Origin of the sequence: Actinophytocola xinjiangensis (assembly GCF_001921215.1) — a bacterium.
GTDB classification, from domain to species: Bacteria; Actinomycetota; Actinomycetes; order Mycobacteriales; family Pseudonocardiaceae; genus Actinophytocola; species Actinophytocola xinjiangensis.
On the sequence record NZ_MSIF01000016.1, the window covers coordinates 181,362 to 196,961 of the forward strand.

Annotated in this window: 16 protein-coding genes and 1 pseudogene; 9 read left to right on the forward strand and 8 right to left on the reverse strand. The window is 70.4% G+C overall.

All coding sequences use genetic code 11. The features are described from left to right. Positions 1-4 precede the first annotated feature (4 nt). Both BLA60_RS28000 and BLA60_RS28005 read right to left on the reverse strand, forming a co-directional pair. Positions 5-1,264 carry an aspartate aminotransferase family protein gene (locus BLA60_RS28000; protein WP_075135997.1) on the reverse strand — a complete coding sequence of 420 codons (1,260 nt, stop codon included), beginning with the start codon at positions 1,262-1,264 and terminating at the stop codon, positions 5-7. 261 nt (positions 1,265-1,525) lie between these two features. Beyond that, a complete protein-coding gene (locus BLA60_RS28005; protein WP_162293021.1) occupies positions 1,526-1,768 on the reverse strand; it encodes a hypothetical protein in 243 nt (80 codons plus the stop codon). A 38-nt stretch (positions 1,769-1,806) separates the two neighbouring features. Here BLA60_RS28005 and BLA60_RS28010 point away from each other — a divergent pair, with 38 nt between their 5' ends. Further along, a complete protein-coding gene (locus tag BLA60_RS28010) occupies positions 1,807-2,286 on the forward strand; it encodes a hypothetical protein (protein WP_075136023.1) in 480 nt (159 codons plus the stop codon). Between the two features lie 181 nt (positions 2,287-2,467). On the opposite strand, the gene BLA60_RS43690 is transcribed toward BLA60_RS28010, so the two are convergent. Then, positions 2,468-2,692, reverse strand: a complete 225-nt coding sequence (locus tag BLA60_RS43690) for a hypothetical protein (RefSeq protein WP_154814664.1) — start codon at positions 2,690-2,692, stop codon at positions 2,468-2,470. A gap of 739 nt (positions 2,693-3,431) precedes the next feature. Here BLA60_RS43690 and BLA60_RS28020 point away from each other — a divergent pair. Together BLA60_RS28020 and BLA60_RS28025 are read left to right on the forward strand one after the other, a co-directional pair. Beyond that, positions 3,432-3,869, forward strand: coding sequence for a YbaB/EbfC family nucleoid-associated protein (locus tag BLA60_RS28020; RefSeq protein WP_154814665.1), 438 nt, complete (start codon positions 3,432-3,434; stop codon positions 3,867-3,869). Between the two features lie 16 nt (positions 3,870-3,885). Continuing rightward, positions 3,886-4,983 carry a hypothetical protein gene (locus tag BLA60_RS28025; RefSeq protein WP_075136001.1) on the forward strand — a complete coding sequence of 366 codons (1,098 nt, stop codon included), beginning with the start codon at positions 3,886-3,888 and terminating at the stop codon, positions 4,981-4,983. Positions 4,984-5,088: 105 nt separating this feature from the next. Here the strand turns inward: BLA60_RS28025 and BLA60_RS28030 are convergent, their stop codons facing one another. Further along, a complete protein-coding gene (locus BLA60_RS28030; RefSeq protein WP_084735327.1) occupies positions 5,089-6,303 on the reverse strand; it encodes a hypothetical protein in 1,215 nt (404 codons plus the stop codon). Next, a complete protein-coding gene (locus BLA60_RS28035) occupies positions 6,252-7,358 on the reverse strand; it encodes a HesA/MoeB/ThiF family protein (protein WP_075136002.1) in 1,107 nt (368 codons plus the stop codon). Before BLA60_RS28035 ends, BLA60_RS28030 begins: the two co-directional genes overlap by 52 nt. Before the next feature lie 310 nt (positions 7,359-7,668). On the opposite strand from BLA60_RS28035, the gene BLA60_RS28040 reads away from it, so the two are divergent. From BLA60_RS28040 to BLA60_RS28055, 4 genes are all read left to right on the forward strand, one after another. Further along, entirely contained in the window at positions 7,669-9,087 is a 1,419-nt protein-coding gene (locus BLA60_RS28040) for an NB-ARC domain-containing protein (RefSeq protein ID WP_154814666.1), read from the forward strand. Between the two features lie 152 nt (positions 9,088-9,239). Then, positions 9,240-10,229 carry an Acg family FMN-binding oxidoreductase gene (locus tag BLA60_RS28045; protein ID WP_075136004.1) on the forward strand — a complete coding sequence of 330 codons (990 nt, stop codon included), beginning with the start codon at positions 9,240-9,242 and terminating at the stop codon, positions 10,227-10,229. Between the two features lie 187 nt (positions 10,230-10,416). Continuing rightward, on the forward strand, positions 10,417-10,986 hold the full coding sequence (locus tag BLA60_RS28050) for a hypothetical protein (RefSeq protein ID WP_075136005.1): 570 nt from the start codon (positions 10,417-10,419) through the stop codon (positions 10,984-10,986). Positions 10,987-11,130: 144 nt separating this feature from the next. Next, positions 11,131-11,778 (forward strand): response regulator, encoded by a 648-nt coding sequence (locus BLA60_RS28055; protein WP_281257484.1) that lies wholly within the window; start codon positions 11,131-11,133, stop codon positions 11,776-11,778. 26 nt (positions 11,779-11,804) lie between these two features. On the opposite strand, the gene BLA60_RS28060 is transcribed toward BLA60_RS28055, so the two are convergent. Then, the gene (locus tag BLA60_RS28060) at positions 11,805-13,523 is read right to left on the reverse strand and encodes a sensor histidine kinase (protein ID WP_075136006.1); all 1,719 of its coding nucleotides are present in this window, start codon (positions 13,521-13,523) and stop codon (positions 11,805-11,807) included. Positions 13,524-13,711: 188 nt separating this feature from the next. On the opposite strand from BLA60_RS28060, the gene BLA60_RS43695 reads away from it, so the two are divergent. Then, positions 13,712-13,957: a hypothetical protein gene (locus BLA60_RS43695; protein ID WP_154814667.1), complete on the forward strand. Its 246-nt coding sequence runs from the start codon at positions 13,712-13,714 to the stop codon at positions 13,955-13,957. Next, entirely contained in the window at positions 13,918-14,649 is a 732-nt protein-coding gene (locus tag BLA60_RS28070; RefSeq protein ID WP_154814668.1) for a hypothetical protein, read from the forward strand. The genes BLA60_RS43695 and BLA60_RS28070 overlap by 40 nt, the downstream gene beginning before the upstream one ends. On the opposite strand, the gene BLA60_RS42440 is transcribed toward BLA60_RS28070, so the two are convergent. Further along, positions 14,607-14,978, reverse strand: coding sequence for a DUF4333 domain-containing protein (locus BLA60_RS42440; RefSeq protein WP_211288870.1), 372 nt, complete (start codon positions 14,976-14,978; stop codon positions 14,607-14,609). The two genes, BLA60_RS28070 and BLA60_RS42440, sit on opposite strands and share 43 nt — an antisense overlap. Positions 14,979-15,006: 28 nt before the next feature. Then, positions 15,007-15,155 (reverse strand): annotated as a pseudogene (locus BLA60_RS45755) (ACR3 family arsenite efflux transporter); the annotation flags it as partial. Between the last annotated feature and the right edge of the window lie 445 nt (positions 15,156-15,600).

The window sequence follows — 15,600 nt, forward strand, 5'->3', positions numbered from 1 at the left end:
CTCCTCACAGCCAGTCGGTCAGGGTCTGGTCGAACCGGGCCAGCGTGGCATCCAGCTCGGCGGGGCCGTGACTCGCCGAGACGTACCAGACGCCGCGCCCCGCGACCCAGACGCCGTGCGCCACCAGCGCTTCGGCGAACTTCGTGTACCGATCGAGGCCCAGTCGCCGCAACGACCGGTGGTCGGTGGCGTCCTGCTCGCCGAAGGACACGTGGAACGCGGCCGGCAACCCCTGCACGTGCAGGGCGACCCCGTGTCGGGCGCCCAGTTCGCGGATGCCCGTCATGAGCGCGGTGCCGTGGTCGGCGATCCGCGCGTACGGCGGGTCGTCGCGCAGCGACCGGATGGTCGCCACGGTGGCGGCCATGGTCATCACCGACGCGTTGAACGTGCCGGAGTGGTTCACCTCGCCGGTGCCGAAGCCCGCCATCAGGTCGGCCCGCCCGGCGAGCGCGGACACCGGCCAGCCGCCGGCGAGCGCCTTGCCGTAGGTGGCGAGGTCCGGCACGACACCGTACCGGCCGGCCGCGCCGGCGAGTCCCAGCCGGAAGCCGGAGATGACCTCGTCGAAGATCAGCACCACACCGCGCGCGTCGCACAGCTCGCGGACCCGCTCCAGGTAGCCGGGCGCCGGCTCGATGACCCCGGCGTTGATCATGATCGGTTCCATGATCACGGCGGCGACGTCGTCGCCGATCGCCGCCTCGACCGCCGCCGGGTCGTTCCACGGCACCAGCACGAAGTCGTCGTGGTGGTGGGGCAGCTGCCCCGCACTGGCCACGCCCCAGGCGTCGTCGCGCTGCCCGAGCAGGACGTTGTCCAGCCAGCCGTGGTAATGGCCCTCGAACCGGATCACCTTCGTCCGCCCGGTCACCGCCCGCGCCAGCCGCAGCGCCGCCTGCACCGACTCGGTGCCGGAGACGCCGAAGCGGACCATCTCGGCCCAGCCCAACGCCTCGCAGACCAGTTCGGACGCCTCGACCTCGAGCGCGTGCTGACCGCCGTAGACCATCCCGCGCCGGCAGGCCCGCTCCACCGCCGACAGCACCACGTCCGGTGCGTGCCCCAGGAAGTTGGGTCCCTGCCCGAGCAGGTAGTCGACGTAGTCCGTGCCGTCGACGCCCCACATCCACGCGCCCTTCGCGCGGTCGATGAACACCTTCGGCCCGGCGAGCCGGACGTTGGAATGAACGCCGCCCGGTGTCCGCGCGAGCGCACGCCGCCGCAGGTCGTCGTCGGACGTCTCAACAGTCGGCTCGGTCATGACCGTTTCGCCTCCCTGGCATCGACCCGGGTCGTCCGCACCGTCCACATCGGTGCCGTCTGCCGGCCGGGATGTGCCGCGTTCGTCGCCGTTTTATCTAGTGAAACGACCGCTCCACCTATCGAAGCACAATACGATCAGGCTCGCGAGACTGTCAACGAGCGCGTGCTCACCCCCACGACCGACCCCATATGACCAGCCGGGTGACGGAGCGGCCACCGCCGTCGCCTTCGGCCGGAAGCCCGCGCGGGTCTGCCTGACCTACAAGGAAACAGGCAAGCCGCCGAGCACGTCGCCGCGCAGATCGAGCGAGCCGGCGGCCTGCCCTTCGACCTCGAGGACAACACGGCACCCGACCGGCTGGGTGCGGCTCATCGACACCGACGTCACCGCGCAGCCACGGGTGCCGCGCTCCCGGCCGTCCGGGCCGGCGACGGCGGCTGGATCGTCACCGGGTCCACGTCCCTGGTCGAGCACCGGGGGAAGCTCAACCTGGGCACCCACCGGCCCGCACGCCTCACTGGCCAGACGACAATGTGGACATGGGATATTGCCTGCAGGCAGTCATCGCCAGCGAACCCGTACTTCGCGACCTGGCCGACACCATCGAGGAGGCACGCATCGGGCCCCTCGGCCAACACCTGTGGCTGTTGCCCATGACCGACGCGTTCTTCGACGCGGTCACCGTTGCTGGGGCTCCAAAACTCGACGGGTTCTGGAAGGCTCCTGCTGGCTTCGGCAGTGCGCTGGCAGCGTGTTCGGCGAAGGGCCCCGCGGCCTATGTCGAGGCCGAGTTCTTCGGCGGAAACGGCACACAGATCGCGCAGATATGGAACGACGGGAACGTGGTCCTTGGACCTCTGCACCTGGCAGAGGACGAACCATTCCCGGCCATCGGTAGCCCGATCTCCCAAGCACTGCGGCAACTCGGCGTCGCGAAAGGCGAGCACTTCGACGAGTTCGACGCAGTCGGGCTCGGCCGTCACCGCGACACCAACGACTGGCTTGCGGCCATGGACTGATCGAGACACGCCGCGTTCGCACTTGACTTGGTGCAGAGAAGCGGGCGCGGGTCGTAGTACGCCTACACAACCAACATCACGAAGTGTGACTGGAGCACTGGTCCACAATGAACCGGACCTCATCGGTCATCGGTGTACCAGTTTCTACAAATCGCTCAACACACGTGCTGGGTTCGCGGTGTCAGGGACGTCTCGAGGCGCCGGCGACGGCGGCGGCGACCGCGTTCAGCAGGCCGGTGATCGTGGTCAGGCCAGTCGCGACTCCGGTGGCCTTGTGGAAGCCGAACACGAAGGTCATGCGGGCGCTGAGGCTCTCCCCGCGTAGCAGCGGCGAGATGACGATCATGATCATCTCCGCCCGGTCGAGGGCCACGTCGACGCTCTCCCGGTCGCGCGCAGCGGGCACTGTGGAGCACCGACAGCACGGTCGCGACCGCGGATCGACCGCCCGCTCGTGTTCGGGCACCCCGAACAACGCGACGGAGGGTCCGAACCCCCGCCCGAACCAGCGGCGGCAGCCCCGAGGTGACGTCCGCGGCAGGCGCCGTGTGACCCCGGCGCCTGCACCGGACGCCCGCATCAGCACCTGCTCGGTGAACGACAATCGCGCCACGTCCTACCGCACGGTCACGTTCGCACGCCGGACGGCGACCAGCGCGATGGTGTTCCCAGAACCGTCACGCGTGGCGGCAAGGAGGACCCGTTGCCAACCTCCCGTCTCCCGCGAGCCCCCGTCCGCGAGCATCAACTCAGTGGCGAATCGATCTCCCCGTGCCACCGGGTCGGTCGGCACGGACCGAACACCCGGGGTCACATATCCATCCCCTCAACCTGCGCAGTACGTGGCGGGCGTCCACGAACAACAAGCACGCCAACCCACCGCCGCACCAGGTCGACCCCGGGCTTCTTGCCGGGTAGAGCAGGTGGGTGAGCGGCTCCGGGTTCTGGCCACCGGGCCGTGCGGAGTACACGACCGGCACGCCGAGCGCGCGGCCGGCGCCGGTGATCCGGGCGAGCACGACGTGCAGCTGACTGACGCCGGATGTGACAGTTTCGCGAAAAACGCCACATACCGGCGCGGTTCTCGGTATGAATCTCACATGGGATCAGCACAGGGATCGCCGTCGCCAACTGGGGACGGCGTGGTGGAGATCGAACGGGTCCTCGAGCGGCTCCAGGAGCGCGCGGAACGGCGAGCCAGCGCCGCCGACCTGGCGAAACAGGCGCTGGCCACCCTCACCTCGACCGCGGAGTCGGCCGGCGGTGCGGTGCGGGCGACGGTGACCGCCAGTGGCGGGCTGTCGGACCTGGAGCTCGGCGAAACGACCCGGCACTGGGCGCCGGCGAAGGTCGCGCAGGAGGTTCTGCGGTGCGTGCGGCTCGCCCAGGCGCGGTTGGCCGAGGTCGCTGCCGACACTCTCGCCGACGGGGCGAACGAGGATCCTCTCGCCGACTACGTCGTCGACCGGCTGCGCGATGGCTTTCCTTCGCCCGAGCCTCCGGACTCGCCGCCGCCCGCCCGCGAGAAGAGCGACGACGAGTACTTCGATGAGCACAGCGTGCGTCCGAAAAACGAATGGTGAGAGCGGGGCTGTTGACATGACGGGATTCAAGTGGAGCCCACGGGCCTTCACCCTGGCGCAAGACCGATTCGAGAAGCTCGCCGACGATTCGGACGGGTATCTGTACGACATGCTGCGCAAACCCGTCTTCGAATCGGGCAAAGCGGGATTGCTGAACCTTCTGCTCATCCACCACGACAAGCTGATCAAGGAAGTTGCGGTGTCGGCCGGCTGCACGCCGGCGATGCTCCGCAAGATCAATTCGAATCTCGCCGAGGTCGGGACGCTCTACGCGAACTCGAACGACAGGTCGCGAGAACGCATCGAGAAGGTGTGGGACGATCTCGGCTTCGACCTGCCGACCAGCGGGGACGCCAATCTCGAACAGTACGATCAGGGCGCTTACAACTTCGGCTCCGACTACCCGCCACACGGATACCCCGGCAAGGGGGACTTCTCGATCCAGGACACCGTCAACTTCATCCTCGGTCTGCCCAAGTCGGCGGTCCTCCCCCAGGGAGGACTGAAGAACCCGGCACTGCAAGCGATCTGGGACATGACCTGCGGGCTGTGGGAAGAGCTCTGCACCCTGATCGCATCGCTGCTCTCGGGGGACTGGGACACCATCTACACGGCCGGCGACGCGATGACCAACGCAAGTGACTACTGGATCAATCTGGGCGCGATCACCCGCCGCGCCGCCGGCACGCTGTTCTCCACCTGGGACGGCAACGCGTCGGAGCACGCCGAACACTTCGTCGCGAAAATCTGCGACCTGTACGACGAAGCGGCGCGAGACATCTCCGAATGCGGGGAGAGCTACAAGCTGCACGCCCACGGCTGCTACGTGGTGTTCAACGAGGTGAAGGGAGTTATTCCCGGAATTCCGGACTCGATGAAGATGCTGTTCCAGTTCCTCGACAAGGCCGACAAGAACGCGTCGCCCATCGGCATCCCACTGCCGGACCTGTCCGCGATCAACGACCTGATCAAGATGATCAACAAGAGTATCGCGGAAGTGACCAGCACACTGCTCAAGGTCATCCAGGTCATCAAGGCCATCGTCGGGGTCGCCCTCGCCGCCCAGGGCCTGTTCGCCGACTACAACAACGAGATGAAGGGCGCACTGGGCTGACCCCGGCCCGTCGACCTGCTCGACCGCCGCAGCGATCCCGCAGCGTCCGCGTCCGCGCTGACGGACCACTCAACGTTCATTGACTCAAGGACAAACTTGAGTCAGCTACCTCCGGGACAGGCGTTCCCGGACGGCGAGCACGGTGACCGAGACGAACGGCAGGTACAGCAGCGTCGAGCCGAGCAGCGTCCACCAGAACCGTGTGCCGGTGCCGGTCGTGAGGCCCGCCACGGTCCACGTCGCCGTCGTGTGCAGCAGCGGGAGGTAGAAGACGGCGAAGTACGCCAGACCGACGGCGACGCCCGCCAGCCACAGCCAGCGGAACCACGTGCCGATCCGGACGTCCCTCGGGTCGGCTGCCGCGAGTTCGGCCGTGCCGGACGCGTCCAGCCTGCCGAACGCCTGGCGCAGCAGCAGCGTCTTCACCCGCCACAGGTCACGGCAGCCGGTCGCCGTCACGAACACCCCGTACAGGTCGGTGCGCAGGAAGATCATGCACTGCCACAGCGTCGTCGACACGACCGCGAACACCAGGCCGGGCACCAGCCACACACCGGGCCAGACCAGTTCGACCGACAGGAACACCGCCAGGAGCACCAGGTCGATCGCGAGCCCGGCCAGCTGCGGGCCGTACCTCGCGCGCCGGGGAACGCTCCACAGCTGCGAGAGGTCGGTCTCGAACACGAGGAAGTACAGCCGCCGGTCCACGCCGAACCGGGAGCGCAGGCCCAGCGCCCGCGCGGCGAACCAGTGCCACAGCTCGTGCACCCCCACCAGCAGGAACGCCAGCGGCACCAGCACGACGAGGCTGAGACCGGCGTCCGGCAACACCATCGCGTCAGCCGGCCCGGGGAACAGGTCGGGCCGCAGCGCGAAGACCGTCACGCAGAACGCGGCGGCCAGGCCGTACACCGTCCAGGCGACGCGGCCGAACAGCGGCCGGACCACCCGCGTCGGCGGCCCGGTCAGCCAGCCACGGTGCTGCACGGTCGCGGTGCGTTCCGGTGCGACCTCCTCGTCGCCGACGACGAAACCCATAGCGGTCAACGTCTGGACGAACGCGTCGACGTCGACCGGCTGACCCGCCTCGCGTTCGGCCAGTTCGGCCGTCTCGGCCAGGGTCCGGCCGGCCAGCAGCGCCCGAACCACCACGCCGCCGACCGGTGGGACGGCGACGAACGTGGCCCGCTCCGGGTCGCCGATCAGCACGTCGTCACCGTCGGGCACCACGGTCAGCTGGCGCAGGGTGACCCGCCGCGCCTCGACGCTCATCCGCCCGCCGCCCGCGCGCACACCGGGCAGCCGGGGTCCCGGGGCCACTCCTCACGCCGCTGCGCGCACCCACCGGTCACCTCGACCAGCACGTCCGCCCCCGCGCCGAACGGCGGCTCGTAGCCGGTGAGGTAACGCATCGCCTCGAACGCGACCAGCGAGCCGATCAGCGCCGCCGCCGGCCCGACGGCCCGGTTGACCCTGGGCACCGCGGCACTGAGCCGTTGGGCGACCGCCTGCCGGCCGTCGAGCACCGTGGGCGCGCGGTCGATCCCGTCGCCGTAGGCGGTGATCCGGCAGGCGTAGCACGCGCTCACGCCCGGCCGCACGGAGAAGTAGACCAGCCGGGAACCGGACATCCCGCCCCGGATCCACGGCACCCCGGCCGGCACACAGGCCTCGTTGACCCACTGGTCGATCTCGTTGGGCTGATCGATGCCCGACACGACCAGGTCCACGCCGTCCAGCAGGTCGGTCAGGTCGCCGGGGCCGGCGACCCAGCGCCGCACGGCGGAGACCTCGATGCCGGAGTTGAACTCCCGCACCCAGTCCGCGGCGCGCGTGACCTTGGGGACGCCGATGTCCTTCTCGCGGTAGAGGAACTGTCGCGCGAGGTTCTTCGGCTCGACGACGTCGACGTCGAGCAGCGTGAGCCGGCCGACACCGAGACCGGCCAGGCTCTGCAGCACGTTCGAGCCGAGGCCGCCGGTGCCCAGTTGCAGGACGTGCGCGCCGGACAGCCGGGCCTGCAGGTCGCGGTCGGCGATGTCGCGCGTGGCGTACAGGTCGAAGAAGGCGAGGTTGCTGAAGTACCGGCCGGCGTCCTCGCGGCCGGCGCCCGCGTGCCGGGACGGGTCGACGAGCAGACGCAGCCCGTCCAGCGCGACCAGTGCCTCCGCCAGTTCGCCCTCGCCGACCGTCACCCCGGCGTCCGCGAGGCGCTCGCGGAGCGCGGCCAGGTCCCCCGGATGCTCGGCGAGCACCGTGAGCAGGGTGCTGACCGTGCCGCCGGGGTCGGCCAGCTCGATCACCGTGCTCGGGTCACACACGACCAGCACGCTGTCACCGACGCGCTCCCACGCGCACTCCTTCACACCGATCATGACCACCTCACTGGTCCGGGAGCGGGTGGCGGCGGGCGCATCGCGTCGCCGCCACCCACCGACGCCTCAGCTGTCCGGGTGCTGAGTGGACTTGACCGACTCGACCTTGCGCACCTCGATCGTCACGACGGCACCTCCTTTCCCTTCCGGTTTCCCGAAAAACGCGCGTCAGTATGTGCCGGCCGGACGTCGGCGGACCGCGAACCCGACCAAGGTCGATCACCGTCGCCGACTGGAACGTTCCGCTGCGCCCGATCCGGACCCGGTTGAACACTCTGCCCCGGTTGTCGACCGGCAGGAGGTGGTCGAGGTGGACGACGCCGGGCACGGGCTGCCGCCGGGGCCGCACGGCGTGGTGTCCTATGACGAACTCAGCGCACGGCTGCGGGCGCTGCGGACGTGGGCGGGGGTGGCCTACCGGGAGGTGCACCGGCGGGTCGTGCGGGACCGGAAGGCGCGTGGTGTGCTGGAACTTCCCGTGTACAACACGGTCTACCGGTGCCTGCGTCCCGGCCGGACCCGGCTGGACGCCGAGCTGGTGGCGGACATCGCGGGCGCGCTGCTCGGTGACCCGGTGGCCGCCGCGTCGTGGCGGCAGGCGTGCCGGGCGATCGAGGGCGTCGCCACCGACGCGGCGATCGTCGCGGTGAGCGGCACGCTGCCCGCCGAGTCCGCCGGCTTCACCGGTCGCACGCGGGAGCTGACCACCCTGCTGGCGGCCCTCGCCCGGCCCCCGGCGGTCGTGGCGATCACGGGCATGGCCGGGGTGGGCAAGACACGGCTGGCGGTGCACCTGGCCCACCGCGTCATGGCGGCCGGCGGGCGCCGGGACCTGTGCCTGTCGGTGAACCTGCGTGGCCACGACGCGGACCACGTCCCCGCCGACCCGGGCGCCGTGCTGGAGGGCTTCCTGCGGCTGCTCGGCCTGCCCGGCGGCCGGATCGCGCGGCTGGACACCGGGGGCAGGGCCGAGGAGTTGCGCCGCCGGCTCGCCGGCCGGCGCACGCTGCTCCTGCTCGACGACGCGGCCTCCCCCGACCAGATCCGGACGCTGCTGCCGGACACCCCGGGGTCGGTGACCGTGGTGACCAGCCGGCGGGTTCTCGACGGCCTGCCCGGGGTGGTACTCGACCCGTTCGGCCCGCACGAGTCCGCCGCGCTGCTCCGCCACGAGATCGGCACGCGCCGGGCCGAGGCGGAACCGCGTGCGGTGGCGGGGATCGCCGAGGCCGTCGGGCACCTGCCGCTGGCGTTGTCCGTGGTGTCGGCCCGGATCCGGGCCGACACCGAGTGGACGCTGGCAGACCACCTGGACCGGTTGACCCGACGCCGGGCCGATCTGCGGCTCGACGACCCGGTGGCCCGCGCCATCGGCCTGTCCTACGCCACGCTCGACGCGGACCAGCGGCGCCTGCTGCGCCTGGCGGCCCTGCATCCCGGCGGCGGCTTCGACGCCTCCGCCGCCGGCGCGCTGACCGGCGCGCCCCCCGGCCTCACAGGCTCCCGGCTGGTCGGCCTCGTCGCGGCCGGCCTGCTGCGGCGTCGCGCCGGGGACCGGTTCGAGTTCCACGACCTGGTACGGGTGTTCGCCGCCGAGCGGGCCAGGGACGAGGAATCCGCCCGGGCCAAGAACGAGGCACTCGGCAGGCTGTTCGACCACTACCGACGGTCGCCACGACGGCGAACGCCCGCCACCGGCGGACTCGGGGGCCCACCGGGGTGTCCGTAGCGGCGCCGGCGCGACGGGCGTCGCGATGGCCGCGTAGGCGGGCATCTGGTGACGGGGGTCCCTGGCTGCAGGCCCGTTGGTCTCTGTCGAGCGGGGGGACGGGCAGGGAGCGTGGGCCCTGAGGACCCCCACTGTTCCAGGAGACACCGCTGATGACCGACCACGTCCCAGGCCGCGAGACCGTGCGACAGGCGATCGAACTTGCCACGCGGGCACCGTCGGTGCACAACACCCAGCCGTGGCGTTGGCAGGTCGACGACCACGCGACCATCCGCCTGTTCGCCGACCGGACCCGCCAGGTTCCGGTCACCGACCCGGACGGCCGGGACCTCGTCCTCAGCTGTGGTGCCGCGTTGCACCATCTGCGGGTCGCGCTCGCCGCGCTCGGCTGGACCGGCGTGGTGCGCCGGTTGCCCGACCCCACCGACGCCAGTCTCCTGGCGGTGGTCGGTGCGCGCCGGCGCGTACCGGGCAGGGACGACCTCGGCCTCGCCGACGCGATCCGGCGCCGGCAGACCGACCGGCGGCGTTACTCCTGGTGGCCGATGCCCCCGGAGTACCTCCAGGTCCTCGCCGACGCCGCGGCCGGCGAAGGAGGCCACGCCTGTGTGGTCACCGACCCGGCCGCGCGGTTCCACCTCGCCGGGGCCATCGCCCAGGCCGCGGTCGTGCAGGAGAGCAACCCCGACTACGCCGTCGAGATGGCGATCTGGAGCGGCCGACGCCCCGGCAGCGACGACGGTGTTCTCGCGGCCAGCGTCCCGCTGGTCAACGACGCCGCCACCACGCCGCGTCAACGGGCCTTCTCCCACGGCACCCTCGCCCAGCCCACCCGGAAGCGCTACGGCGAGCTGGCGTCGATGCTGGTGGTCGCCACCCCGGGCGACGACCGGCTCGCCCACCTGCGGGCCGGCGAGGCCACCAGCGCCGTCCTCCTGCACGCGGCCAGGCTCGGGATCGCGACCTGCCCCATGTCCCAACCACTGGAGATCGCCGACACCCGCCGCACGGTCCAGCGCGAAGTCCTGGGCGGCGAGGCCGTGCCCCAACTGCTGATCCGGCTCGGCTGGGCACCACCGGACGCGGCTCCGATCCCGCGAAGCCCACGCCGAGACCTCGACGACGTGCTCAGCGTGAGCTGACGTGCGCGAGACCGACAGTGCGCCCGACGTCACGCCCGTGACCGCGGCAGCAGGGAATGAAGACCTCGAACGGCGGGCCCTTTGCCGGGACCAACGATGCGCGGCCAAGGACCTTGGCCCGGCGAGCGGAAGGGGGCCGGCCACGCAGACTTCGGGGTAACAAACGAACGAACAATGGAGGCAGACAATGTCCGTCAAGGACCACCCGGTGGGGAACAGGACCGAGCTTGCTCAGGACACCGAGGTCGCGGGACGTGTGCTGGCGGTGGTCCGGATCGCGACCGGTCTGCTGCTCGGGTGGGCGTTCGTGGACAAGCTGTTCGGGCTCGGCTACGCCACCGCCGGTGAGAACGCGTGGGTCAACGGCGGATCGCCCACGAAGGGCTTCCTCGGTCACCTCGACCACGGGCCGCTCACGTCGATGTTCCAGAGCTGGGCCGGCGCGTGGTGGGCTGACACGCTGTTCATGCTCGGGCTGGCCGGTATCGCGTTCGCCCTGTTGTTCGGCATCGGACTGCGGATCGCCGCCGTCGCCGGCACGGTGATGATGCTGCTGATGTGGGCGGCGGAATGGCCCCCGGCCCGGTTCACCGACACCGGCGAGCCGACCATGTCGACCAACCCCGTCATCGACTACCACATCATCTACGCCCTGGTGATCATCCTCATGGCCGTCACCGCCGCGGGAAACACCTGGGGTCTGGGCCGCCGCTGGGCCCAACTCGACATCGTGCGGAGAAACGGTTGGCTGCGCTGAACCCGTCACCGGTTCCGCCGGTCACCTCACCGAGGGTGCCCGGCGGGACCTTCTGCCCGGCCTGATGATGCCGATCGCCCACTGCGACACTGTCTCGCACGGGCCTACCGTGGAAAGCGAACAACGTCGGACGAGGAGGCCCCGGTGACGATTCGGATCATGCTGGTCGACGACCACGAGATCGTGCGGCGGGGCATCTCCGACCTGCTCGCACACGAACCCGACCTGGAGATCGTCGGCGAGGCGGCGTCCGTGGCCGAGGCACTCGCCCGTGCCCCGCAAGTGACGCCGGACGTGGCGGTGCTGGACGTACGCATGCCCGACGGCACCGGCATCGAACTGTGCCGCGAGCTGCGCTCCCAACTGCCGGCGGTGAACTGCCTGATGCTCACCTCCTACGCCGACGACGAAGCCCTCTTCGACGCGATCATGGCCGGTGCGTCCGGGTTCGTGCTCAAACAGGTCCTCGGCCTCGACCTGCTCAACGCCATCCGCGTCGTCGGCTCCGGCGGCTCCCTGCTCGACCCCCGCACCACCACCTCGCTCATGAACCGGATCCGCCGCGAACGCGAGGAGCACGACCCGCTGGCCGCCCTCACCGAGCAGGAACGCGCCGTGTTCGACCTCATCGGCCAAGGCATGACCAACCGCCAGATCGGCGAGAAGCTCTTCCTCGCCGAGAAGACCGTGAAGAACTACGTCTCCCACCTGCTCAACAAGCTCGGTATGCAGCGCCGTACCCAGGCCGCCGTTCTCGCCGCCGAACTCCGCGCCCCACGAAACGAGCGCTAGGCCGACCAGCGGCGGCATGTCCCGCGTCAGGCCCGCGCGAGTGGCACCCGCCACACCAGTTTCGTCCCGCCGTGCGGACCGGGTGTCACGCTGGCCGATCCGCCGTGGGCCTCGGCGCGGCGCTCGATGTTGGCCAGGCCGCTGCGCGCCACCTCCGACGGGATGCCGATCCCGTCGTCGGTCACGTCGATGGTCAGGTCGGCACCGGCCTCGATGGTGACCGTGATGTCCTTGGCCCTGGCGTGGCGCACCGCGTTGCTCACGCCCTCGGTCAGCACCGCGACAGCGTGCTCGGCGATCGCCTTGGGGACCAACGAATCCACCGCGCCGGAGATCCGCACCGACGGCGAAACAGGGATGTCCGCGCTCACCTCCGCCACGACGTCGAGCATGCGGCGGCGCAGGCTCGACGGCCCGTCGGTGTCGGCCGTGTGCAGGTCGAAGATCGACGTACGCAGCTCGCGGACGGTCTCGTCCAGCTGCCCCACCACCTGGGCCACCCGACCGCGGGCCTCCTGGTTCTCGATGAGACGCAGAATGCCCTGCAGACTCATCCCGGCGGCGAACAACCGCTGGATCACGTGGTCGTGCAGGTCACCGGCGATCCGGTCCCGGTCGGCGAGCACGTCCAGCAGGCGTTGCTGACGCTGCTTGTCCGCCAGCTGCAACGCCAACGCGGCCTGATCGGCGAACGACGCCAGCAACGACAACAGCTCCCGGCCGAACCTCTCCTCCCCCTTGCCGCGCAACGCCAGCAACACACCACTCGCGTTCCGGGTACCGCCCAGCGGCACCATGTTCGCCGGCCCGAACTCACCGAACTCCGGGATCTCGTCCCGCACGAACTCCGCGACGTCCGGCACCACCCGAGGCTCACCCCCCGCCATCACCTCCGCGCACAGCGGTTCCTCCGCCGAGAACGTACGGCCGACCAGCCTCTCCCCCAACACCCCCGCCGACGCTCGCACCGACAACGTCTCACCGTGCTCATCAGCCAGCAGGATCAACGCACAACTCGACTCCGACAGCTCCAGCGTCCGGGTCGCGATCAGCCGCAGCGCGTCCTCGGTCGAGGCACCGCCCAGCAGCAACGAGTTGACCTCACTCGACGCGTGCTGCCACCGCTCCCGCAGCCGGGCCTGCTCGAACAGCCGCGCGTTCTCCACCGCCACGCCCGCCGCCGAGGCCAACGCCTCCAACACCACGACGTCATCGTCGGTGAACTCGGCCTCACCCTTCTTCTCGGTGAGGTACAGGTTGCCGAAGACCTCGTCCCGCAGCCGCACCGGCGTTCCGATGAAGCTCCGCATCGGCGGATGATTGCGCGGGAAACCGACCGAGGACGGGTGTTCGGTCAGGTCCGCCACCCGGATCGGGTACGGGTGTTCGATCAGGTGCCCCAACAGACCCCGGCCCTCCGGCAGGTGACCCATGTCCGCGCGGGTCTCACTGTCGATGCCCACGTGCACGAACTCCGAGAGCCCGTCGTCCCCCAGCACGCCCAGCGCCCCGTAGCGGGCGTCGACGAGGTCGACCGCCGTCTCCACGATCCGCTGGAGGGTGCCCTCGAGCTCCAGGCCCGCGCCGACCGCCACGACCGCGTCCAGCAGGCCCTGCAACCGGTCCCGTGTCCTGGTGATCTCGGTCAACCGCTCCTGCAGTTCGCTCAGCAGCTCGTCCAACCGAAGCCCCGCCAAGGACACCCCGACCTGCCGTCTCCGGGAATCCCGCGACTTCTCAGTCATCACGCTCCCATCACACGGTCGGGCGAACGCACCACAGACCCGTGGTGGCGCGCTCTCACCGTAGTGCCACCGAGCGGAGCGCGACGACCTCCGCTCAACGGGACCCGAAACACGCCGGGCGCGCGGGCGATACGTTCAGCTCCGCCGGCCGGTCGGGCGGTGACCGCCACCGGTTGGGGTCCGGGTCCATGTCACCCACCGAGGTCCTGCGGAACTCGATCACCACCCTTGCCGAGATCCATGCGGACGGGCCGATCGAGATCACCTCGATCGAGGGCTGGCACGCCGAAGCGTCACTGCGGGCCTGGGAGAGCGTCACCGGCGCCCCGATCGCGGTGCCGGCTCGCCGGACGGCCCGCGCTCCACCGAGGACGGCGTTGACGACGGCGCTCTCGTGCGTGCCGAACCGCTGCTGCGGTTCACCCTCGACCTGATCGACCGGGCTCGGGCCGGGACCGTCCCCGCCGCCGAGGTGCTCGACCAGGTCGGCGGTGACGACCACGCGCTGCTGTGCGTCGCCGCCGGGCTGGGGATCGCGGGTATCCGTGCCGGCGCGCCGGAGTTGGCGTGGTCGGCGGACAGCGCCGACCTCCGTACCGCGTTCGGTACCGGCCCGCTGCGGGTGTCCACCGACGCCACCGACGACCCGATGGCGATGACCCGGGAAGTCACCCAGGGCTTCACGCAGCCGGTGACCGAGCACGCGCGGCACGCCGCGTTCCTGCTCGATCTCGCCACCGACAACCGCAGCACCGACGGCGACCACGCGCACCGGCGATCGGACCTCGTCCCGGCCGCTGTCGCGGTCGTGACCGCGCGCCGGGCCACCGGAAGCTGGAACGAGCGCGCCGCCCGAGCCATCAACGCCGTCCACGACGCGGTCGAGCGGGAGTTCGGCGTCGAACCGTCGGCCGACAACACGCGGACGGCCGATCTCGCCGCCCGTCCCGGGCGTCCGGACGATCTCGGCGGACTGGCGAGTCTCGCCGCCGAGTCCTACTTCGGTTCGTGGAGCGTCGAAACGGTTCAGCGTCTGGCGCGGCGAGCGCTCGGACAGAACTCGACGGGGGCCGACCTCACGTCTCAGCCCGTCGGCTTCTCATCCACCTTCACATCGAGGTGGTAGTCGAGTTGGCCGCCCTGGACGGAAGCGGAGGTGACCGTCGCGGCCACACCGAGACGGTCGGGGCCCGCGTGCAGCACGCACCGGATGCTCTCTCCTTGACGCGCGGACAGGTCTCCGGGGCATTCCACCGCGTCGGGTCGTTGCCCCACCGACTCCTCAAGGGAATTGGCGATGTCGTCCTCCACGGTCTCCCGGGGGATGACCAACTCGGTCTCGGTGGTCGCCACGGTGGTCTCCGTCGACGTGGCCCGGTCATCGACGGTGACCGACGCCGAACAGCCGGTGAGCGCCATGGCCAGGCACATCGTCGGAGTCAACAGCGATCGCACGACACGGAGCATCGGGTGAACCCTCCCTTCAGCTGGGCTGGTGCCAGCGTTGACGTAGCCAGAGACTGACATACCCGAGCCCGACCGGCACCGGCACCTCGATGAGCGGACCGACGCACCGGCGAGGGCCTGACCTGAGGTAACGCCGAAGACACCGATGGCGACCGCGATGGCGAGCGGGCATGCTCGGTGGTGATCGAGACGGTCCGTGGAGGAGGGGATGGAGCAGTGGGCATCGTCGACGTGCTCGGTCGGCACGCGTACCTCACGTCCTGGTACCAGACGTTGGCCTAGCTGTCGGTGGAGCGCGTCCCAGGATTTCCGCCCGAAACTCGGCCACCATGAACGGAACAGGTCGAGATCGCAAGGATTTCGTCAGGTTCCGGCGACCGGAGGCGCGCGAGAATACTGTGGGTTGTTCAGATCGGTCGGGTCGTGACGTTGTGATCACGCCGGGCTGCGCGCGGCCGCGACGATGCGTACGCGCGCAGCCAACCCCGATCCGTATGGTTTCTTTACGCCGTGTCCGGTGACCGTTCTGTGCTCTGCGTGGGTATGACGTTGACGCAACGTGGCGTGTCCGTGGGCGACAGCTCGCGTGTCCGTGGCCGCTTGTCGTCGT

Excerpts from the sequence above, each read along its gene's own strand:
- BLA60_RS28045 (WP_075136004.1), top strand. The coding sequence starts at position 9,240 with ATGACCGACCACGTCCCAGGCCGCGAGACCGTGCGACAGGCGATCGAA.
- BLA60_RS28000 (WP_075135997.1), bottom strand. The coding sequence starts at position 1,264 with ATGACCGAGCCGACTGTTGAGACGTCCGACGACGACCTGCGGCGGCGT.
- BLA60_RS28050 (WP_075136005.1), top strand. The coding sequence starts at position 10,417 with ATGTCCGTCAAGGACCACCCGGTGGGGAACAGGACCGAGCTTGCTCAG.
- BLA60_RS28010 (WP_075136023.1), top strand. The coding sequence starts at position 1,807 with ATGGGATATTGCCTGCAGGCAGTCATCGCCAGCGAACCCGTACTTCGC.
- BLA60_RS28025 (WP_075136001.1), top strand. The coding sequence starts at position 3,886 with ATGACGGGATTCAAGTGGAGCCCACGGGCCTTCACCCTGGCGCAAGAC.
- BLA60_RS43695 (WP_154814667.1), top strand. The coding sequence starts at position 13,712 with ATGTCACCCACCGAGGTCCTGCGGAACTCGATCACCACCCTTGCCGAG.
- BLA60_RS28035 (WP_075136002.1), bottom strand. The coding sequence starts at position 7,358 with ATGATCGGTGTGAAGGAGTGCGCGTGGGAGCGCGTCGGTGACAGCGTG.
- BLA60_RS28060 (WP_075136006.1), bottom strand. The coding sequence starts at position 13,523 with ATGACTGAGAAGTCGCGGGATTCCCGGAGACGGCAGGTCGGGGTGTCC.